General features: G+C 69.9%; 19 protein-coding genes and 1 pseudogene. 9 read left to right on the top strand and 11 right to left on the bottom strand.

Annotation, left to right across the window (positions count from 1 at the left end):
• Window positions 1-49: 49 nt before the first annotated feature.
• Window positions 50-1234, bottom strand: coding sequence for a hypothetical protein (locus SSP29_RS18380; protein ID WP_089101791.1), 1185 nt, complete (start codon window positions 1232-1234; stop codon window positions 50-52).
• A gap of 104 nt (window positions 1235-1338) precedes the next feature.
• On the bottom strand, window positions 1339-1803 hold the full coding sequence (locus SSP29_RS18375) for a DUF2000 domain-containing protein (RefSeq protein ID WP_089101790.1): 465 nt from the start codon (window positions 1801-1803) through the stop codon (window positions 1339-1341).
• Between SSP29_RS18375 and SSP29_RS18370 the strand changes: the two genes are divergently transcribed.
• Window positions 1802-2656, top strand: a complete 855-nt coding sequence (locus tag SSP29_RS18370; RefSeq protein ID WP_089101789.1) for a helix-turn-helix transcriptional regulator — start codon at window positions 1802-1804, stop codon at window positions 2654-2656. The two genes, SSP29_RS18375 and SSP29_RS18370, sit on opposite strands and share 2 nt — an antisense overlap.
• On the opposite strand, the gene SSP29_RS18365 is transcribed toward SSP29_RS18370, so the two are convergent.
• The 4 genes from SSP29_RS18365 to mshA all read right to left on the bottom strand — a co-directional run bounded on the left by SSP29_RS18365 (window position 2649) and on the right by mshA (window position 7383).
• Window positions 2649-3455 (bottom strand): hypothetical protein, encoded by an 807-nt coding sequence (locus SSP29_RS18365; RefSeq protein ID WP_089101788.1) that lies wholly within the window; start codon window positions 3453-3455, stop codon window positions 2649-2651. The two genes, SSP29_RS18370 and SSP29_RS18365, sit on opposite strands and share 8 nt — an antisense overlap.
• Window positions 3456-3718: 263 nt before the next feature.
• On the bottom strand, window positions 3719-5392 hold the full coding sequence (locus SSP29_RS18360; protein ID WP_245883136.1) for a glycosyl hydrolase family 28-related protein: 1674 nt from the start codon (window positions 5390-5392) through the stop codon (window positions 3719-3721).
• Between the two features lie 151 nt (window positions 5393-5543).
• Entirely contained in the window at window positions 5544-6053 is a 510-nt protein-coding gene (locus tag SSP29_RS18355) for a type III secretion system chaperone family protein (RefSeq protein ID WP_089101787.1), read from the bottom strand.
• Window positions 6046-7383 (bottom strand): D-inositol-3-phosphate glycosyltransferase, encoded by a 1338-nt coding sequence (mshA, locus tag SSP29_RS18350; protein WP_167449950.1) that lies wholly within the window; start codon window positions 7381-7383, stop codon window positions 6046-6048. Before mshA ends, SSP29_RS18355 begins: the two co-directional genes overlap by 8 nt.
• Before the next feature lie 324 nt (window positions 7384-7707).
• Between mshA and SSP29_RS18345 the strand changes: the two genes are divergently transcribed.
• The 3 genes from SSP29_RS18345 (at window position 7708) to SSP29_RS18335 (ending at window position 11394) form a co-directional block, all read left to right on the top strand.
• Window positions 7708-8475 (top strand): class I SAM-dependent methyltransferase, encoded by a 768-nt coding sequence (locus SSP29_RS18345; protein WP_089101785.1) that lies wholly within the window; start codon window positions 7708-7710, stop codon window positions 8473-8475.
• Window positions 8476-8675: 200 nt separating this feature from the next.
• Window positions 8676-9794 carry a C40 family peptidase gene (locus SSP29_RS18340; protein WP_089101784.1) on the top strand — a complete coding sequence of 373 codons (1119 nt, stop codon included), beginning with the start codon at window positions 8676-8678 and terminating at the stop codon, window positions 9792-9794.
• A gap of 289 nt (window positions 9795-10083) precedes the next feature.
• The gene (locus tag SSP29_RS18335; RefSeq protein WP_089101783.1) at window positions 10084-11394 is read left to right on the top strand and encodes a PP2C family protein-serine/threonine phosphatase; all 1311 of its coding nucleotides are present in this window, start codon (window positions 10084-10086) and stop codon (window positions 11392-11394) included.
• A gap of 108 nt (window positions 11395-11502) precedes the next feature.
• On the opposite strand, the gene SSP29_RS18330 is transcribed toward SSP29_RS18335, so the two are convergent.
• The 3 genes from SSP29_RS18330 to SSP29_RS18320 form a co-directional block, all read right to left on the bottom strand.
• Window positions 11503-11853, bottom strand: coding sequence for a DUF2516 family protein (locus SSP29_RS18330; RefSeq protein ID WP_089101782.1), 351 nt, complete (start codon window positions 11851-11853; stop codon window positions 11503-11505).
• 109 nt (window positions 11854-11962) lie between these two features.
• Window positions 11963-12616, bottom strand: a complete 654-nt coding sequence (locus SSP29_RS18325; RefSeq protein ID WP_089101781.1) for a hypothetical protein — start codon at window positions 12614-12616, stop codon at window positions 11963-11965.
• A 77-nt stretch (window positions 12617-12693) separates the two neighbouring features.
• The gene (locus SSP29_RS18320) at window positions 12694-13164 is read right to left on the bottom strand and encodes a helix-turn-helix domain-containing protein (RefSeq protein ID WP_089101780.1); all 471 of its coding nucleotides are present in this window, start codon (window positions 13162-13164) and stop codon (window positions 12694-12696) included.
• Between the two features lie 209 nt (window positions 13165-13373).
• On the opposite strand from SSP29_RS18320, the gene SSP29_RS18315 reads away from it, so the two are divergent.
• From SSP29_RS18315 to SSP29_RS18300, 4 genes and pseudogenes are all read left to right on the top strand, one after another.
• Window positions 13374-13886 carry an NUDIX domain-containing protein gene (locus SSP29_RS18315; RefSeq protein ID WP_245883135.1) on the top strand — a complete coding sequence of 171 codons (513 nt, stop codon included), beginning with the start codon at window positions 13374-13376 and terminating at the stop codon, window positions 13884-13886.
• An 81-nt stretch (window positions 13887-13967) separates the two neighbouring features.
• A pseudogene (locus tag SSP29_RS59775) lies at window positions 13968-14335 on the top strand (nucleotidyltransferase family protein); the annotation flags it as partial.
• 288 nt (window positions 14336-14623) lie between these two features.
• On the top strand, window positions 14624-15622 hold the full coding sequence (locus SSP29_RS18305; protein WP_145968914.1) for a hypothetical protein: 999 nt from the start codon (window positions 14624-14626) through the stop codon (window positions 15620-15622).
• An 8-nt stretch (window positions 15623-15630) separates the two neighbouring features.
• Window positions 15631-16374: a DUF429 domain-containing protein gene (locus tag SSP29_RS18300; protein WP_089102369.1), complete on the top strand. Its 744-nt coding sequence runs from the start codon at window positions 15631-15633 to the stop codon at window positions 16372-16374.
• Window positions 16375-16896: 522 nt separating this feature from the next.
• Here SSP29_RS18300 and SSP29_RS55815 read toward each other — a convergent pair.
• Window positions 16897-17301, bottom strand: a complete 405-nt coding sequence (locus tag SSP29_RS55815; RefSeq protein ID WP_107436219.1) for a DUF1062 domain-containing protein — start codon at window positions 17299-17301, stop codon at window positions 16897-16899.
• Between the two features lie 212 nt (window positions 17302-17513).
• Between SSP29_RS55815 and SSP29_RS55810 the strand changes: the two genes are divergently transcribed.
• On the top strand, window positions 17514-18194 hold the full coding sequence (locus SSP29_RS55810; protein ID WP_089101778.1) for a class I SAM-dependent methyltransferase: 681 nt from the start codon (window positions 17514-17516) through the stop codon (window positions 18192-18194).
• Here SSP29_RS55810 and SSP29_RS18285 read toward each other — a convergent pair.
• The gene (locus tag SSP29_RS18285; protein WP_089101777.1) at window positions 18167-18538 is read right to left on the bottom strand and encodes a VOC family protein; all 372 of its coding nucleotides are present in this window, start codon (window positions 18536-18538) and stop codon (window positions 18167-18169) included. The genes SSP29_RS55810 and SSP29_RS18285 overlap by 28 nt on opposite strands.
• Window positions 18539-18592 lie beyond the last annotated feature (54 nt).

Genomic DNA, 18592 nt, shown 5'->3' with positions numbered 1-18592 from the left:
GGCCCCCGCCCTCGAAGACCGAGGGCGGGGGCCCGGCTGCCGGGACGGGTCAGTCCGTGCAGCCCGTGATCGGGAACGGGACGCAGTTCGTCGGGATGTTGTGGGTGATGGTGGAGTCCGTGAGCGTGATCGGGACGTTCGTGCGGAGGCCGCCGGGCGCCGACGTGGAGGCGTTGTTGCGGACGGAGCTGTGGTCGAGCGTGACCGAGCCGAAGTCGTTGAAGATGCCGCCGGCCTGGGACAGGTTCGCGCCGGCGTTCGGGCCGTTCGCACTGTTGCGGATGACCTTGCTGCCCTTGATGTAGAGCGTGCCGGTCACCGCACCCACGTTGGAGTTGTAGATGCCGCCGCCGTCGCCCCCCGGGCCTCCGACGACGTTGCCGCTGACTTCCGACTTCTCCAGCGTCAGCGTCGCCCCCGCGTTCACGATCCCACCCCCCTGGGCACCGGAGGTCGTGTTGTTCGCGATCTTGCTTTCGCTGATCGTCGTCGACGCGCCGCCGGTGTTGACGACACCGCCACCGCCGTCGTTCGCGGTGTTGCGGCTGATGATGCTCGCGTGGATGAAGGCGATGCTGCCGTTCTGGAGCAGTCCGCCACCGAGAGCCCGGGCGTGGTTGCGGCCGATCTCGGAGTTGTCCACGGTCAACGTCCCCTGGCTGTACAGCCCAGCGCCGTTGAGCGCGTTGTTGAACGCCACCCAGCTGCGTCGGATGTTCGCCGTGGCGTTCGTGGACAGCGCCACACCGCCGCCGTTGAGAGAGGCGGTGTTGTCGATCACGTCGACTTTCACCAGCGTGAGCTTGCCGTTGCTGTCGACGAGGATGCCCCCGCCGTTGCCGGTACCGGTGGCGATGGTGGCGTTGCCGCCGCGGACGGTGAGGTCCTGCAGGCGCAGGTTGCCGCCGGCGAGGACATGGAAGATCCGGAACTCGGGGGTCGCGTTCCCGTCGCGGACGATCGTCGCACCGTTGCCCTTGATCGTGAGGGGCTGGGAGATGGTCGGCAGACCTTCACCGGTGCTGAAGGGGGTGGTCAGGTGGTAGGTGCAGTTGCGGGCGAGGGACAGGGTGTCCCCCGACGAGGCGCTGCTGATGGCGTTCGTCAGCGCTGCCGTGTAGCAGGGGACCGGCGTCGACGGGTCGTTGTCGCCGGCGGCCGCCGGTCCGCCCGTCACGCACGTGACGATCGCCGCCGCTACCGCGGCCACACTGGAGAATCGGATGTATCGCATGACTCTGAGATGCGACATCCGAGAAGAAGTTGATCAGATTAAATGATCCGATCACCCGGTCGCGCCACACGATTCCTTCGGTCGGCCCAGTCGACCCCGGGGTCTCACGGATGCATCCGCGCCCCCTTCAGCACCTTGTCCACCCCGTTCCGCGGCCCGTAGACCGCCAGCCCCACCAGATCCAGCTCCGCCGTCGGCACGGCACGTACCGCCGCGCGGTTGTCGCGGTCGTTGCCGGTCGAGAACAGGTCGGCGGTGAAGACGGCCCGGGGCAGGGCTCGGCTCAGCGCCCGCTCGTGCGCCGCCTTCAGGGTCTCCTTCGTGCCCTCGAAGACCAGCACCGGCTGCCGGAACATCGGCAGGTACGCCACCTCGTCGGCGTCCTCGTACGGCTCCCCGACCACCTCGGGGAGCGTCGCGCCCAGGCCGCTGACCAGGAACGCGGTGACGTTGAGGCGCTGCCAGGGCTCCAGGTCCTCCCGCAGCAGCACGGCGATCTTCGTGTCGAAAGTGCTCATGCCCCGAGACTGCCGGGCGTCGTCCATCCGGGTCTTGTACGTTCTTTGCATGGCCGCCCGGCAGTCCGCCCCCCAGGAAGTCACCGCCTGGCGCCCCGCTGTCCCGGGCGTCACCGAGGTCTTCCACGCGCACTTCACCGAGTACGCGTATCCGATGCACGTCCATGACGCCTGGACGCTGCTCATCGTGGACGACGGCGCCGTACGGTACGACCTCGAACGGCATGAGCACGGCACCCCGGGCGACACCGTGTCCCTGCTGCCCCCGCATGTCCCGCACAACGGCTCCCCGGCCACCGCGGGCGGCTTCCGCAAGCGCGTGGTGTACCTGGACGGGACCCTCCTCGGGGAGGACCTCATCGGCGCCGCCGTCGACGGGCCCGACCTGCGGGATCCGCTGCTGCGGCGGCGGGTCGGGCAGCTGCACTCCGCCCTCGCCCGCCCCGGCGACGAACTGGAGGCCGAGAGCCGGCTCACCCTCATCGGCGAGCGGCTGCGGGGCCTGCTCCGCCCCCGGCTCGTGACCGAGAGGCCGGAAAGGCCTCCCGGCCCGGCCCTCGCCCGTTCCCTGCGCGAACTCCTGGACGAGCGCGTCGCCGACGGGCTCGCCCTGGAGGAGGCCGCGCGTCTGCTGCACGCCCACCCGGCCCACCTCGTACGGGCGTTCAGCGGCGCCTACGGCATCGCCCCGCACCAGTACCTGATGTCCCGCCGGGTCGGCCGGGCCCGCCGGCTGCTGCTCGACGGCGTACCGCCCGGCGAGACGGCCACCACCACCGGCTTCTACGACCAGGCCCATCTCACCCGGCACTTCAGGAAACTGGTGGGGGTGACCCCGGGGCGCTATCGCGACAGCGCCGGCCCCAACGCCAGCCCGAGTGCCGGCGCGCGGTCCCTCACCTGACGTCGACGTAGTCGCCGGCGGAGGTCGCGCCGCCCGTGGTGGCCGTGGCGCCGAAGGTCCACCGGTAGTAGCCGTCGGCGGACGCCTTGACCGTGGTCTTCAGGGCGCCGGCGAAGTCGGCCTTCACGATCTTCAGCGTCGTGTAGGTGCTGCTGCCCTTCGCGCGGAACTGCAGCTTGGCCGACTTGCCGCCGAAGCCGACGTACTTGTGCTTCACCCAGTCCGCGCGCGTGACCGCGCCCTTCACGGTGAGCGTCTTGCCCTTGGCGACCGGCTCCGGGGTGGCGTTGGCCGTGACCCTGGCCGCGCGCAGGACCTGCACGGTGCCGAGGCCGGTCAGGATCTCCTGGCTCTTGAGCTTGTCGTCCGAGCCCCAGATCTTGGCGCCGGCCGCGATCTTCCAGGTCGTCGCGTCGTTGTTGGAGTCCAGGGTGTAGCGCGGCTCGATGTAGAACTGGCCGCCGCAGTCGGCGGGCTGGGAGCCGTTGTCGCCACAGCCGACGGAGCTGAGGTAGATACCGCCGTCCGCGTCGCCCTTGGCGGCCGTGGTGTCGTGGTACAGGAACGGGAGCACCTGCGCGTCGAAGAGCTTGACGCCGGACGGCCAGGTCATGCGGAAGGTGAAGCCGGGCTTCACCGTCGCGGAGGTGCCCACCACGATGGGCTTGCCCTTGTTCACGACCATGTCGGTCACCGTGATCCCGGTGTCGGCCGCCGCCGCGGACGGTGCCGCGAAGGCCCCCAGGGCCAGCGCCCCCGCGAGCACCACCGCCGAGCCGGATGATCTGCCTGCGCGCATGCACAACCTCTTCGTTGACGAGAGAGAAGGTAAATGCCGGGTAAGACCCCGGGCTACGGCAGGCTAACAGCAGCCGGACGGACCTCAGTTCGAGGCCCCTCAAGGATGCCTGAGCGCTCCGCGGGAAGTGCCGCGATATGCCGTCGGTCGACTGCGGCGCCGTCGTGGCTGGTCGCGCAGTTCCTCCCCCAGCCTTCGGCCGGGGGTACCCCCAGCGCCCCGAAGGGGCGCTGCCGAACCGTAGCGGACTTGGTCGGCCCCGCTTAGAGCCTCCGCTGCGCCTCGTACAGGTTCCGCGGCCGTACCGCGTCCCAGGTGCCGTACAGCTCCAGGCGGGAGTTCAGGTCGCCGGTGAAGTCCGGTACGTCGATCTGGTCGAACTCGGTGACCGTGTTGAGGCCGACCGTGGCGGAGTACGGGGCGAGTCCGTCCAGTCTCACCAGGCCCGCGCGGCCGTTGGTCACTCGAACGTTCCAGTGGGTGAAGCGGGCGCCGAACAGCGGCCCGGCGTTGGCGTCGCCGCCGTGCCGGCCGTTGTTGTCCACGGTGATGTCGGTGCGGACATTGGCGAACGGCAGGCCGCGGTGCGAGTCGAAGGTGCCCATCTGCATCTCGCCGCGCGACCAGACGTTGTAGGAGGACAGGCCTTCGACGTTGATGCCGTGGAGTTGGGTGTCGGCGGGGGCCGGGACCGTGCGCTGTTCGACCGTGAAGTCCTCGATCAGGTTGTCGTGCGAGCCCTCGCGGCAGAAGTAGGGGTGGTGCTCGCCCCGGCCGCCGACCCGGGTGCGGCGCAGGGTGCAGGCGGAGGCGGCGACCAGGCCGAAGCCGTTGTCGACGTTGCGGACGGTGACGTCGTCCACCCAGCAGTCGTACGCGCACTGCAGGACGACCCCGTTGTAGCCCTTGTCGAGGAGGTGCGGGGACTGCGGGGTCTCCATGACGTCGAGGGTGAGGCCCTCGACGCCGGATCCGGTCAGTTCCCGGACGTGGGTGGTGAACAGGGGGTTCCACTCGGGCCGCAGGTCGACCGGGAGGGGCCGTTCCAGCGTCACCCTGCGGCCGCGCACCGCCGTGACCCGGACGGGCCACTCGTAGGGGACGTACGACAGCAGCTTGGTCTTGTCCTCCCAGTAGTACGACGCCGGGCCCGGGCCGCCGCCGGACATGTGCTGGAGGAGGGTGTGGGCGGTGTCGTCGGCGACCCGGAGCAGGACCAGGCGGCCGGGGCGCAGCCGGGAGGGGTCGGTGACGGTGACCGTCCGGTCGCCCTGGCGGGCCGGTTCGACGGGCGTCAGCTGCTCCCACTCGTCCCGCTTGTTGCCCGTCCAGCCCTCGAAGGGCCAGGCCTGCGCCTTGATCGCCGCGACCAGGGAGTCCCAACGGGACTCCGGCGCCAGCCAGATGAGCCCGCCCGCCCAGGACCACGCCGACTTCGTGCCGCCGTAGCGGGAGCCGTACGGGCCGATCAGCTCGGTGAGGCTCTTCGTCGCGTACAGCGTGGTACGGCCGCTGCCGGCGCCGCGCAGCACCACGTTGTCGTGGCCGATCAGGACCATGCCGTCGATGCGGAAGGTGCCGGGCGGGATGGTGACCGTGCCACCGCCGGCCCTTCCGGCAGCGGCGATGGCACGGTTGATCGCGGGGGCGCAGTCGGTGACGCCGTCGGCCACGGCGCCGTACGCGCGGACGTCGGCCACGACGGGGAGGCGGCGGATGCGGGCCGCTCCGGCCCGGCCGATGTAGGGGATCTGCGGGTGAGTGAAGGGGGTGCGGGTGAACTCCCGCCAGAGGGAGGGGACTTCGGCGTCCGACGCGCGGGCCGTGCCACCGGCCCCGGCGGTCGCGGCCACCGCTGTCGCGGCCACCGCGGTGGCACCGGCGAGGAGGCTCCGTCTGGTCATGCCGTGGTCGTGGTCATGGTGCGTGGTGCTCATTCCGTACGTCCTTCCCATGGCGGCTTTCACGGTTGCGGCTTTCATGGTTGTGAACGACGTTCATATCCACGTCGGCCGCGAGCATGCCATGGCGCCCCCGCGCCCCGAAAGAGTCGTGCAGGGGTTATTCAGGTCAGGTACGGACCTGTACTCAGTCAGTGGGGCGTTCGATCAGATGGGTGAACGCGTCCAGATTCCGCGTCGACTCGCCCCGGGACACCCGCCACGCGTACTCCTTGCGGATCGCGGCGGCGAAGCCGAGCTCCAGGAGGGTGTTGAAGGCGCCGTCCGCGGCCTCCAGGACCTGGCCCAGGAGGCGGTCGACCTCGTCCGCGGTGACGGAGGCGAGCGAGAGCCGCCCGGTGAGGTAGATGTCGCCGAGGCGGTCGACGGCGTAACTCACGCCGTACAGCTTGAGGTTGCGCTCCAGGAGCCAGCGGTGGACGGCCGGTTCGTTCTCGTCCGGGTGCCGGATGACGAAGGCGTTCAGGGAGAGGGAGTGGCGGCCGATGAGGAGGGAGACGGTCGTCTTCAGCTTGCGGGTGCCGGGGAGCTGTACGACGTAGGTGCCGGACTCGGGGCTCTCCCACTCCAGTTCGGCGTCCTTCAGGACACCCTCGATGACCTGCGCGGCCTGCCGTTCCTGTGAAGCATCACCCATGGGCCGAGCGTACGCGACGGCGGTGCGACTGGGTCGCGGCCAGGTAGACGTCGGCGGTGGCGGCGGCCGCCGTGTCCCAGCCGAAGCACTGGGCGTGCCGGGCGGCGGCGCTGCCGAAACGGTCCGCCAAAGACGCGTCGTCGGCGAAACGGCGCAGCACGCGCGCGTAGTCCGCCGGATCGTGACCGCACACCAGGAAGCCGGTCTCGCCGTCCCGTACGGCCACCGGGAGGCCGCCGACCGAGGCGGCGAGGACGGGGGTGCCGGCCGCCTGGGCCTCTATCGCCACCAGGCCGAAGGACTCGCTGTAGGAGGGCATGACCAGGACGGAGGCCGCCCGGAACCAGTCCGCGAGCTGCTCCTGGCCGACCGGCGGGCGGAACCGGACGACATCCGCGACACCGAGCCGCGCGGCCAGCTTCTGCAGGCCCTCCGGCTTGGCGAGACCGCTGCCGCTGGGGCCGCCGACGATCGGTACGACGATCCGGGACCGGAGTTCGGGGCGCTCGTCGAGGAGGACGGCCACGGCCCGGAGCAGCACGTCGGGGGCCTTGAGGGGCTGGATGCGGCCCGCGAACAGCGGGATCAGGGCGTCCTGCGGGAGGCCGAGGCGGGCGCGGGCGGCGGCGCGGCCGTCGGCGGGGCGGAACCGGTCGAGGTTCACGCCGGGGTGGACGACGGCGACCTTGGCGGGGTCGGCGCTGTAGTGGCGTACCAGTTCGTCGGCCTCTTCGGAGGTGTTCGCGATGAGGCGGTCGGCGGCGGCCACGATCTGGGTCTCGCCGATGACCCGGGCGGCGGGTTCGGGGGTGTCGCCGTCGGCCAGGTTGGCGTTCTTGACCTTGGCCATGGTGTGCATGGCGTGCACCAGGGGGACGCCCCAGCGCTGGGCGGCGAGCCAGCCGACGTGGCCGGAGAGCCAGTAGTGCGAGTGGACGAGGTCGTAGTAGCCGGGGCGATGGCCGGCCCAGGCCTGCATCACGCCGTGCGTGAAGGCGCACAGCTGGGCGGGGAGGTCCTCCTTGGCGAGGCCCTCGTAGGGGCCGGCGTCGATGTGCCGGACGAGGACGCCGGGGGCGAGCTCCACGGTGTGCGGGAGGCCGCCGGAGGTGGCCCGGGTGAAGATCTCGACCTCGATGTTGATCGCGGCGAGGCGCTGCGCGAGCTCCACGATGTAGACGTTCATGCCGCCGGCGTCGCCGGTGCCGGGCTGGTGGAGCGGTGAGGTGTGCACGGAGAGCATCGCGACGCGGCGGGGCCTGCGGCTCCGGAGGAGCCGGGTGGCAGCCGACGGGGAGCGGCGCCCGAGCCTGCTGACGTACTGGCTCACGTGGCGGTCCTCCTTTGTGCGGGCATGCCGGTGGGAGGACGTCGAGGGCCCTCCAGGGGACTGCAACGCGGAGGAGAGGATTCCCATTCCGGGGGAGGGCGATTTTGCCGACACATTGCCTGCTGTCGCTCAACCGTTCGAGGGTGGGGTGCGTAGGGGTGGTGCGGTTGTGGGGTCGGGTGCGGGTGGGTGGGGGTTGAGCGCGCAGTTCCCCGCGCCCCTACGGGGCGCCTCACTTCAGGGCGCTTTACCCTCTTAGGCATGAATGCCCGCGCCGCCTCCCTCCCCCACTCTCGGCTTCGCCCGAGCGGGGGGACCCCCATCGTGGGAACGGTGACGCGCGGGACCACCAATCCCAATCGCCTGCGCCGTATGGACCGGTGGATCGCCGCCGTGCACGGTGGCGCGTTGCGTCGGGCCGTCGACCCCGTCGCCGTCGACCTCGGTTACGGCGCCGCCCCCTGGACCGCCGTCGAACTGCTCGGCCGGCTCCGTACCGTCGCTCCACGCGCGCGTGTCGTCGGGGTCGAGATCGAGCCCGCGCGGGTCGCCGCCGCCAGGCCGTACGAGCGCGAGGGACTCGCCTTCCGGCACGGCGGGTTCGAGATTCCCCTCTCCGCGCGGCCGTTGCTCATCCGCGCGGCCAACGTGCTGCGGCAGTACGACGAGAGCGAGGTCGCCGACGTGTGGCAGCGGCTGTGCGGGCGGCTCGCGCCCGGCGGGCTGCTGGTGGAGGGGACCTGTGACGAGATCGGGCGGCGGCACGTGTGGGTCGCGCTCGGGGCGGAGGGGCCGCGGACGGTGACCTTCGCGACCCGGCTCGGGTCCCTGGAGCGGCCCTCGGACCTCGCCGAACGGCTGCCGAAGGCGCTGATCCACCGCAATGTGCCGGGCGAACCGGTGCACGCGTTCCTGCGGGACTTCGACCGCGCGTGGGCGGCGGCCGCGCCCTACGCGTCGTACGGCGCCCGGCAGCGGTGGATCCGGGCGATCCGTGATCTGACGGCCGACTGGCCGGTGACGGACCCGGCGGCGCGCTGGCGGCAGGGCGAAGTGACGGTGGCATGGGAGGCGTTGGCGCCCTCGGACTGACGGGGCGGCGGGCCGGGAACGATCTCGATGAGTCGTTCGTCACAAAGACGGGAAGATCGTCATGCTCGGGGGGAAACCGGGGAGGAACCCGCCTGCCGTTACCTCTGTCGCACCTCTGTCACTTTGCGGCACTACGTGGCACGATCCTCCACGTACCGTAAGTTACTGACGGTTAATCAGTTTTTTTGGGGGGTCGGGTCATGGGACCGGACAAGCACACCGTCCGGCCGAGTGGGCGCGGGATCCTGGCGACGGCGGTGACCGTGGTCTGCGCGGTGACGGTGCTGGCGGCACCCGGCACGGCGTTCGCAGCACCCAGCCCGACCACCTCCCCCTCCCCCAGCGCCTCGGCCTCGGCCGGCGCCTCCGTGACCCTTCCGCCGGACAAGGACCTTGAGGCCGTACGCGAGAAGCTGGACGGCCTCTACCACGACGCGGCCGTCGCCACCGACGCGTACAACGCCGCCGAGGAGGCGGCCCAGAAGCAGTCCGCCGAGATCGTCGGCCTGGCCAAGAAGATCGTCGAGGGGCAGCAGAAGCTCGACGAGTTGAAGGAGCGGGCGGGCCGGGCGGCCGCCGCCCAGTACCGCACCGGCGGGCTGCCGGACACCGCCCAGCTGATACTGAGCGACAGCCCCTCCGAGTTCCTGGACGGGGCCGGGCGGGTGCTCCAGGGCGAGCGGGCCACCAAGGGCCTGATCAGGGAACTGACCCAGACCCAGCAGGACTTGAAGCAGTACGCGGCGGACGCGGCCGACCAGTGGAACAGGCTGGAGGCCGGCCGCAAGGCGAAGGCCGCCGCGAAGAAGAAGATCAAGCAGCGGATCGCCGCCGCGGAGAAGCTCCAGTCGACGCTGGAGAAGAAGCAGAAGGAGCGTCTCGCCGAGCTGGAGCGGGAGGCCGCCTACAAGGCGCAGACCGCCTGGCTGGACACCGGGATACTCGACGAGATCCACACGAAGGCGTCGGCCGCGGGCAAGAAGGCGGTCGCGTTCGCCACCGCCCAGCTCGGCAAGCCGTACGTATGGGGCGCGGAGGGCCCGGACTCCTACGACTGCTCCGGGCTGACCTCGCAGGCCTGGGCGAGCGCCGGGCAGCCGATCCCGCGCACCTCCGAGGAGCAGTGGAAGCAGCTCAGGCACATCGACGTCAAGGACATGCGCCCCGGCGACCTGATCATCTACTACGACGACGCCAGCCATGTCGCGATGTACATCGGGGACGGCGCGATCATCCAGGCCCCGCGCCCGGGGCGGACGGTGTCGATCGGCGGCGCGGGTTCGATGCCGATCCTCGGGGTGGTACGGCCGGACGCCTGAGCATCACAGTCGAGTTTGAGTGTGATGTCCCTTTCGTGAGTTGCGCCATGTGACCCAGTGCACGCCAACGCCCGCTCAAACTCAGGCGGCACGTGACCTTCGTCATCCCCTCCTGGCGCCCCTCTTACCCAACTGCGGTATGGCACGCGGCATATGACAGAGGCCTGAGACAGAGCGACGCGGCTCACACCATTCCGTTGTGGCGGCCAGTACCGCTATGGTCCCCGTCGGGTGGGTCGAGGTCCCTCGCCCCGCCATGCCCTCGGGGGGAGGGAAGGAACCCAACACGATGCCCGTACCCGTACCGCGGCAGAGAGCGATCCCGGCCGTGGAGAGTGGTCAGGCGCCGGCCGCCGCGCCCGCACAGGACGGCGGCCCCCTCAAGGAAGAGGCCAACCGCACGGAAGCCGTCGCCCAGAACGCCGGCGGCACCACTCTCACCCTGCTGCTGATCGAGGACGATCCGGCCGGTTCGCCGGTGCTGCCCGAATTGCGGGACGCGTCCGGCACCTCGATCCGCGTCCGCACCGCGCGCAACCTCACCGAGGCCGAGCGGCTGCTGACCGACGACGTCCACTGCATCCTGCTGGACCTGGCGCTGCCGGCGCCGGGCGGCAAGGACGCGGAGGGCGAGCTCGCCGTGCTCAAGCACGTCCTGGAGCTCGCGCCCCGGCACGCCGTGCTCGCGCTCACCGCCTCCGGTGACACCGAGCGCGGCACCGAGGCCGTGCGCGTCGGCGCGCAGGACTACCTCTTCCGGGACGAACTGGACGGACGGCTGCTGAGCCGTGCCATCCGGTACGCCGTCGAGCGCAAACGTTCCCTCACGACCGAGCGGAAGCTCGCGGAGGGGCGGCTGCGGGCGCAGGAGAACCGCCGTCTTGAGCGGGGCCTGCTGCCCACACCTCTGCTGGAGGGTTCCGCGCTGCGCTTCGCCGCCCGCTACCGCCCCGGCCGCTCCCGTGCGCTGCTCGGCGGTGACTTCTACGACACCGTGCGCACGCCCGACGGGACCGTGCACGCGATGATCGGTGACGTCTGCGGGCACGGCCCGGACGAGGCCGCGCTCGGCGTGGAGCTGCGGATCGCCTGGCGGGCGCTGACCCTGGCGGGGCTGAGCGGCGACGAGCTGCTGGGCACGCTGCAGGAGGTACTGGAGCACGAGCGCTCCGACGAGGAGATCTTCGCGACGCTCTGCACCGTCGACATAGCGCCGGACGGGCGCCGGGCCGGGCTGTGCCTGGCCGGTCATCCGGCGCCGCTGGTGGCCCGGCCCGGGCGGCCCGCCGAACTGCTGCCGTACGAGAACAACGGCCCGGCGCTGGGGCTGCTGAAGGGTGCCCGCTGGCCGCGGATGCAGGTGGAGCTGGGCGCCGAGTGGAGCCTGATGCTCTACACCGACGGCCTGATCGAGGGCCGGGTGGGCTTGGGCGGGGAGCGGCTGGGGCAGGAGGGGATGGTCGAGATGGTCCGTCGGCAGCTGGCCTCCGGCCTGACCGGGGAGGCGTTGTTGCGGGCGGCGGTGAATGAGGTGCGGCAGCTCAATGGGGGCGAGCTGACGGATGACGTGGCCGTGGTGCTGCTGGACCGGGGGGTCTGATCGGCTCCTCGCCGTAGGCGGTCCCGGTCGTCAGCCGTCTGCGGGTGCTTCGTGGCTTGTCGCGCAGTTCCCCGCGCCCCTTACGGGGCGCTGCCGCCAGGACGTTTCTCAGCGGCCGCCGTTGTACGGGCCGTACGGGCCGTCGCTGCTGCTTCCGCCGCGGCGGCCTCGCCAGCCGCCGCCACCGCCCGACGCCTGTTTGACCGCGGGCCGGACGTCGACGAGGTAGACGATGCTCGCCACCAGGCCCGCGATCGGGAGGATGGAGAGGATCGAGAAGAGGTAGCTGACGACCAGGGCGATGGCCAGGATGATCAGCCAGAACATCTTGTTCTGCTTGTCGGCCGCGCGGAAGGCGTCCTCACGCCGGAACACGGCGTCGACCAGCCCGAACGCGGCCAGGGCCATCAGGACGATCTTCAACAGTCCCAGGAACCCTGCGAACCCCAACATCAGCATGCTGCCACCGCCCGCTCTCTCCCGATCCCTACGCGGCCACCGTACCCGTAGAACGGACCGGGCACCCTCAAGGTGCCCGGTCCGTACGTTCTCCTGACGCGCACGCCGGTCACTTGGCCGGCGGGGTGGTCTTCCTGACCGGGGTGGCCTTGCGGGGGGCCGGGGTCTTCTTGGCGGCCGGGGCCTTCTTCACCGCGGCCGGCTTGGCCTCGGCGGCCTTCGGCTCCTCCGCCTTCTTCTCCTCTTCCTTGACCACGACCGGCTCGGGCTTGCCCTCGACGGCGATGGCCAGGTCCTCGATCTCGTCGGCGGCCTCGCCGCGCCAGGTCTTCACGGCCTGCTCGCCGTGCTCGGCGACCTTCTCGTAGGTCTCACGGGCCTTGACCGCGTACTCGGCGGCCACGCCGACCCCGCGCAGGGCGAAGTCCTGGGCGGACTCGCCGAGCTTCTTGAGGTCGCCGTCGAGGGAGACGATGAAGTCGTTGACCTTGGACTGGAGGTTGACCTGCGCCTCCTTGGCCTTGGCACCGGCCTCCTTGGCCTTGGCACCGGCTTCCTTGGCGCGGGCGGCGGCCTTCTCCTGCACGGCCTTCGGGTCGGTGTGGCGGACCGCCTCGATGCGGGCCGGGGCCTCGGCGCGCAGCTGCTCGACCAGGCCGGGGACCTTCTTGGCCTGCTGGAGGGCCAGGTCGGCGGTGCCGGCGGCGAAGTAGAGCGGAGTCGGGTCGCTGAGGGTCTTGCGCAGGTCGTCGGTGATGGCCATGGTGATGGTCCTCCCGTATTAAAGTTCGGTTGAGGGTTTTGTGGTCCGCGGCGCGGCGGCCGGCGCGCTTGGCCGGCTCATCCGGCCGTCCGCCGCGGATCGGTCTCGCTGTCGTCGGCGTCACTGTCGCCGGTGTCGCCGCCGGCGTCGCCCTTGGCGCCGGGGGTGTCCGTGTCGCTCGCGCGCTCCTCGCCCGACCCGAAGCCGTTCTCTTTCCTGAACGACTCGTAGATCTGCAGCAGCACCTGCTTCTGCCGCTCGTCGAGGGTGGGGTCGGCGAGGATGACCGCACGGGTCTCCACCTCGTTCAGATCCCGCTCGGCGTCGAGGATTCCGGCGCGGACGTACAGCGTCTCGGCGGAGATCCGCAGGGCCTTGGCGACCTGCTGCAGCACCTCCGCGCTCGGCTTGCGCAGCCCGCGCTCGATCTGGCTCAGGTACGGATTGGACACCCCGGCGGCATCGGCGAGCTGCCTGAGCGACAGCTGCGCGTTGCGCCGCTGTTCACGCAGATACTCACCGAGATTGCCGACGTTCAGCGATGCCATGCCTCCACAGTGCCCCAACCCCGCTAACAATTGCAAGCACCCGCTTGCAAAAGTGTGCCGCACCATACCCGGACAGCCGAGCCTGAGCACGACAGGTGTCGTATCTGCACGACACCTGACGTCATCCGGGTCCCGCCTCCTTGCGCAGGTGCTCTTGGTCCGGTTCCGTGAGGCGCCGGGAAGCGGCGCTGTCGGTGGGCTCTGCCAGGGTGTCCGTCGTGGAGGAACTGGTGGAGCGTGTCGACGATCAAGATCGTGTGCTGGGGGTGATGGTCAGCCGCCGGCAGGCCATCCGGGAGGGTTGGCTGCCCCGGGTCGCCGTGACGGTGTGTCGTGATGCGCGTGGGCGGATCCTCGTCCATCGGCGGTCGGAGCAGCTGTCGCGCTTCCCCGGGCTCTATGAGGTCGTGGCCGGTGGCGCCGTGGATGTCGGCGAGTCCTGCGAACAGGCCGCCGCGCAGGAGCTGGCCGAAGAGCTGGGCATTCGTGTACTGCCGCGCTTGCTGTTCACGTTCCTCAACCGCAGCGGTTTGAGCCCTCACTGGCTCGGCGGGCACGAAGCCGTGATGCCGGACACCGTGGCCGCCGATCCCGATGAGGTCGCCTGGCATGGCCGGCTGACCGAGCCGGAACTGCGGTCGGCCCTGCTGGAGTGGCGCTTCACCGCCGACAGCCACGAAGCCTTCGGCCGGTATCTCGCGTTCCGGACCCCGCAGTCCTGACCTTGCCCGCCTCGCGGGCTGGGACGCCTGCTTGCGGCCAACGCGCCTTGTGAGAGCGGCTGATCGTGATACGGAGTACGGATGCTTGGTCGACTTCCGCTCGTTGAGCAACTCGATGGCTTGCGGTCCGTTCTCTCCCAGAACGAGGTCCTGACCGACGTGCTGACCAGGGCGGCGACGTGGAGCTGCCCGGCTGGTATGTGACCGCGGGCTGCCTGTTCCAGACGGTGTGGAACGTGGTCACCGGCAGGCCTCCGACCAGCGGCATCAAGGACTACGACATCTTCTACTTCGACTGCACCGGCCTGTCCTGGGAGGCGGAGGATGCCGTGATCAAGGCAGGGCAGGAGGTGTTCGCCGGGCTGTCGGCTGAGGTGGAGATCCGCAACGAGGCCACCGAGGCGGCGATCGACTCGTTCGCCGCGACGACGTGCTGTCTGGGGGTGCGGCAGGCAGGTGGGCAGGCCAGGGCGGTCGTGAGGGGCCAAGCCGCTGCGGACGGTTGTCTCGCCGGGTGTGGTGCCCGTTCTGTGGGCGAGCCGAAGGACGAACCCGGTGAGGGGCTCGTCGGGCAGCGGGTCGAGGCTGCGAGGCAGGGGGCGCACGCTGTTTTCACCCCGCTTCCGCTACTGGCGTCTGTAACGCGCTGCGGGTACTGGCCTTAGGTGATGCCCAACTCGACCTGCACCACCAGCTGCCCAAGGCGCATGTCACTGGCGGGTTGTACGCTCCCGGCCATGTCACGCAACCCCTTGTTCTCCACATACCGGACGGGTGAAAACCGCGTCACCTCGTCCACGATGGCCGTCTTTGAGCGCATCGACCTGACTCTCGTGCAGGAGCTCCTTGAAACAGCCACTGCCGGCGCCGGCGAGCTGCCGACGGTCACGTTCCAGAACCAGGTCACCGTGAGTGAGACGGTGCCCGACGCGCGCATATCGGCGCGCTTCACATGGTGGTTCGAGACCAAGACAGTCCGCGGCGCGTACCAGAGCGAAGGCCACGGCCGGAGCCAGGTGCGGTCTCATGCAAAGCAGTTGGAGGGCGACCCCACCGCCAGGTTGTTCGTGCTGACCCCGGACCCTATTCGGCCGGTGTGGTTCGGTGAGCTCGATGGTGTTGACGCACACGTGCAAGACCGGGTCCTGTGGCTCTCCTTCCGGGATCTTGCAACGGCCATCGAGGCCGCGGTCGGCGACACGCGTCGGCTTCTGGGCGAGCAGGCGCGCTACTTGCTGTCCGAGCTTGCGGCGCTGTACGAGGCCGAGGGTCTGCTCACCAACGATGACACCGTGATTGTCGCAGCGCGTGCGGCCTGGCCCGAGTACCAGAGCCTCGCAGCCTATGTCTGCCAGCCGGGGCGATCCTTCAGGGACGGCCTGACGCACTTCGGGTTCTACGCAGATGGGGTCGTTCAGCCCGTCGTTGCGCGGATCCGTGAGCGGTACGACAGTGTGCTCCTCACAACCGAGGAGGCTGAGCGATGCCGCGCGGAGGGGGACACCGCTCTCGCGGATCTCATCCGTGTGCTGATCGAGCAGGAGTACCGGTCGGAGGGCGACTCGAACGGGGTTATTTTGCTGTCCGGCCCGGAGGACCCGGATACCGTCACGTTGGATGGTCCGATCCTGAACGACACCCTCGCCGCGTCGGGGCGCTCGTGGGCCTGGACCCTAAGCCAGCGCTATACGAGCCTCAAGCGACTCAAGGCTGCGACGCGGACGAGTGACCTGTGACTCTGCTCATGAGAAAGAGACGTAGTCTCGGCATCGATCTCGCCGTCAACCCGTCGAAGACGGCATTGGCGGAGATCGAATGGGCCGACGGAGTGGCACATGTGCAAGCTCCTCGGACCCGATGCGTGGACGGGGACATCGTTTCGGCGCTTACCGGACTCGGGCCGGAGGACAGCGCGGGGATCGACTGCCCATTCGGCTGGCCCCAAGCCTTTGTCGAGGCCGTCGCAGCTCATGCCGCTCAGCAGCGCTGGCCGGGGCACCGTGATCCCGTAGCGCATTACGAGTTGTCGAGGATGCGGGTCACAGATCGGCTCGTGGACGGGGTCGTGAGACGGATCTTGAAGCGCGGGCCGCTCTCGGTCTCCATGGACAAGCTCGGCGCAGCTGCCTGGCGGTGGGCTTGCCTTGCCGACCAACTCGCAACTGACGGTCACCCCGTTGACCGAAGCGGAGCCGGCCGGATCGCAGAGGTCTATCCCGCGGGTGCACGTGCTGTATGGGGGCTGCAGGGCGACCGGTCGATCGAGCGCCTACTCGCAGTCGCCCCGTGGTTGCGATTCGCCCCGGGAGCGCGGGCCGTCTTTGATCAGAATGAGCACGCCTTCGATGCCTTGGTCGCTGCGCTGGTGGCTCGGGCCGCGGTGCTCGGGCTGACGGTGCTGCCCGCAGGCGAGGATGAGCGACACGCGGCTCAAGTGGAAGGCTGGATTCACCTGCCCGTGGAGGGCAGCTTGCCCAAGCTCATCTGACGGCGCCCGCTGCTCCCACTGCGCCGGGCTCAACCGCTCCACCAACGCCGCACCGACTGCGTCGTCACCCGCAGATCCCTCGCGACGGCTTCTACTGTTCGTTGGTCGTCAGTCCGCCCCCATGCGCGTACCGCATGACAACGTCGTACCGCAACGATCAAGAACCGTCACTGGCTTGCGGACTCCACGAGTTCAATCTGAGGACACAGGCGATCGCCGACTGGACATGCAGAACTTGGCCCACAGCACGACGCCGAAGAAGGGCGCACCCCAGACAGGCAGGCCAACTACCGTGAAAAATCTGGCTATCCGCCGTGCTCAGTCACACATACCCAGACGGCCGTGCGGCCGAGCACGTAGCCGTCGTGTTTGCAGGCCGACCGGCATCGCCCCGGCTCCGGCATGCCGCTCGGGCCTGTCCGGCGGATCGGATACCGCCGGACAGACCGCGGGCCGGAAGGGCTCAGCGCTTGAGCATGAAACGCTTGAGCATGAAAGCGGAGTCGCCCGAGAGCTTGCCGCTCAGACGCACCGGTCGCACAGGTGGCCCCGCCGCAGATCGGACGGGGACCAGGCCACCCCCGGCACAGGCGCCCACCGGCCGCGGTGCGCCCGGCGCGGCGGCGGGCCGTACGGCGACTGCCAGGCCGGCCGCCCGGTCCGCTCCGAGCCGCCCACGGCGCGGCGCCGTACGACCGGGCACTGAAGCAGCCCGGCTGCCAGGCCGGGGGCGTTGCCGTACAGCAGGTTCAGGACCTCGGGCCGTACGGAGCGCACGGTCATCCGCTCCCGGCAGGCGTCGAGGGGCTTGTGGTCCGGGTTGGCTCGGAACTCGCCGTTCGCCCGGAAGCACCCGGAGGCGCACCTGTGGCAACGGCGGAGGACCAGCGACAGGCAAGTGGGCACGACCACCCAGTTCTTGGACACAGAAATACACCGGTTCCAGTGAGAAGACCGCAGCGAAAAGGAGCGCGTGGCACATGTGCGACGCGCGACGGATCAGCGCTCGGGGGATCTCACTTGGTGTACAACGGCACGTCCTTGACAGGGTGACTGCGGGCAGAGGGACGGTAACAGCCCACGAGGGTACGGTTCCACGGGTTTCCGGGCTGTTCCAGAGTGCGACGGAGGTATCCGCCATGTCCGACCCCGACAGCCGGACCGCCTACTGGGACGCCGCCGCGACGACCAAGACGTTCACGCACCCACTGCACATGCCGTGGCTGGACGGCGTCGACCGGCATGCCGCGCTCCTGGACTACGGGTGCGGCTACGGCAGGACCATGCACGCCCTCGAACAGCAGGGCTTCACCGACCTCTCCGGCGTCGACACCTCAGCGGGGATGATCTCCCGGGCACGCACCCTGCATCCCACGATGCGCTTCGCCGTACTGGACGCGCGGCCGGTGCCGGCACTCCCGGACGCGAGCGTCGACGTGGTCCTCCTCTTCGCGGTGCTGACCTGCGTACCCGGCGACGACGCACAGCGACGGCTGGTCGGCGAACTGAGCCGCGTGCTCAGACCGGGCGGAATGCTCTACCTCAGCGACCTGCTGCTCCAGGACGACGCACGCAATCGTGACCGCTATGCCAGGTTCGCGGAACGCCACGGCACCTACGGGGTGTTCGAGACCGGCGACGGCGCGGTCTGCCGCCACCACCCGAGCGACTGGTTCACCTCCCTGCTCGCAGACTTCGAGATCGCCGGCACCCGCCGCATCACCGTCGCCACCATGAACGGGCACGAGTCCCAGGGAATCCAGATCCTGGCTCGCAAGCCGACCCGCCCCGATCAACGCGCGACGATGCAGAACGGATGACCGACCGGATCGGTGAGGACCCGTGCCCTGTCCCCGTGCGGCTGGTGATCCGGCCTGCCCGCGCCCAGCTCCAGCAGCCGGGCTTCGGCCTCGGCCAGGTCCCCGTCGACCTCGAAGCAGATGTGGAGTTGCTGGGGAACGGTCTGACCGGGCCACTTCGGCGCCCGGTAGTCGTCGACCCGCTGAAAACCGATGAACAGTCCGTGCTCACCGTTGAGACCCGCGAAGTCGGCGTCCGACTTCGGGTGCGGCTCAAGACCGGTGGCCTGCTGATAGAAAGCCGCCAGAGCCGGCGGATCAGGGCAGTCGAGCGTTATGGCGACCAGTTTCATCTGCAGGGACATGGCGCCTCCGGGCCGACCAGTGGGCTTCCGCGATGAACACGATGAACACGATGA

Source organism: Streptomyces hyaluromycini (genome assembly GCF_002217755.1).
GTDB lineage: Bacteria > Actinomycetota > Actinomycetes > Streptomycetales > Streptomycetaceae > Streptomyces > Streptomyces hyaluromycini.
Note: the sequence above shows the minus strand (reverse complement) of the source record. Positions and strands in the feature narration are given on the sequence as shown.

Coding starts and splice junctions, on each gene's coding strand:
- SSP29_RS18380 (WP_089101791.1), bottom strand. CDS start 1,234: ATGCGATACATCCGATTCTCCAGTGTGGCCGCGGTAGCGGCGGCGATC.
- SSP29_RS18370 (WP_089101789.1), top strand. CDS start 1,802: ATGGCCGCCCGGCAGTCCGCCCCCCAGGAAGTCACCGCCTGGCGCCCC.
- SSP29_RS18375 (WP_089101790.1), bottom strand. CDS start 1,803: ATGCAAAGAACGTACAAGACCCGGATGGACGACGCCCGGCAGTCTCGG.
- SSP29_RS18365 (WP_089101788.1), bottom strand. CDS start 3,455: ATGCGCGCAGGCAGATCATCCGGCTCGGCGGTGGTGCTCGCGGGGGCG.
- SSP29_RS18360 (WP_245883136.1), bottom strand. CDS start 5,392: ATGAGCACCACGCACCATGACCACGACCACGGCATGACCAGACGGAGC.
- SSP29_RS18355 (WP_089101787.1), bottom strand. CDS start 6,053: ATGGGTGATGCTTCACAGGAACGGCAGGCCGCGCAGGTCATCGAGGGT.
- SSP29_RS18340 (WP_089101784.1), top strand. CDS start 8,676: ATGGGACCGGACAAGCACACCGTCCGGCCGAGTGGGCGCGGGATCCTG.
- SSP29_RS18335 (WP_089101783.1), top strand. CDS start 10,084: ATGCCCGTACCCGTACCGCGGCAGAGAGCGATCCCGGCCGTGGAGAGT.
- SSP29_RS18330 (WP_089101782.1), bottom strand. CDS start 11,853: ATGCTGATGTTGGGGTTCGCAGGGTTCCTGGGACTGTTGAAGATCGTC.
- SSP29_RS18325 (WP_089101781.1), bottom strand. CDS start 12,616: ATGGCCATCACCGACGACCTGCGCAAGACCCTCAGCGACCCGACTCCG.
- SSP29_RS18320 (WP_089101780.1), bottom strand. CDS start 13,164: ATGGCATCGCTGAACGTCGGCAATCTCGGTGAGTATCTGCGTGAACAG.
- SSP29_RS18305 (WP_145968914.1), top strand. CDS start 14,624: ATGTCACGCAACCCCTTGTTCTCCACATACCGGACGGGTGAAAACCGC.
- SSP29_RS18300 (WP_089102369.1), top strand. CDS start 15,631: ATGAGAAAGAGACGTAGTCTCGGCATCGATCTCGCCGTCAACCCGTCG.
- SSP29_RS55810 (WP_089101778.1), top strand. CDS start 17,514: ATGTCCGACCCCGACAGCCGGACCGCCTACTGGGACGCCGCCGCGACG.
- SSP29_RS18285 (WP_089101777.1), bottom strand. CDS start 18,538: ATGTCCCTGCAGATGAAACTGGTCGCCATAACGCTCGACTGCCCTGAT.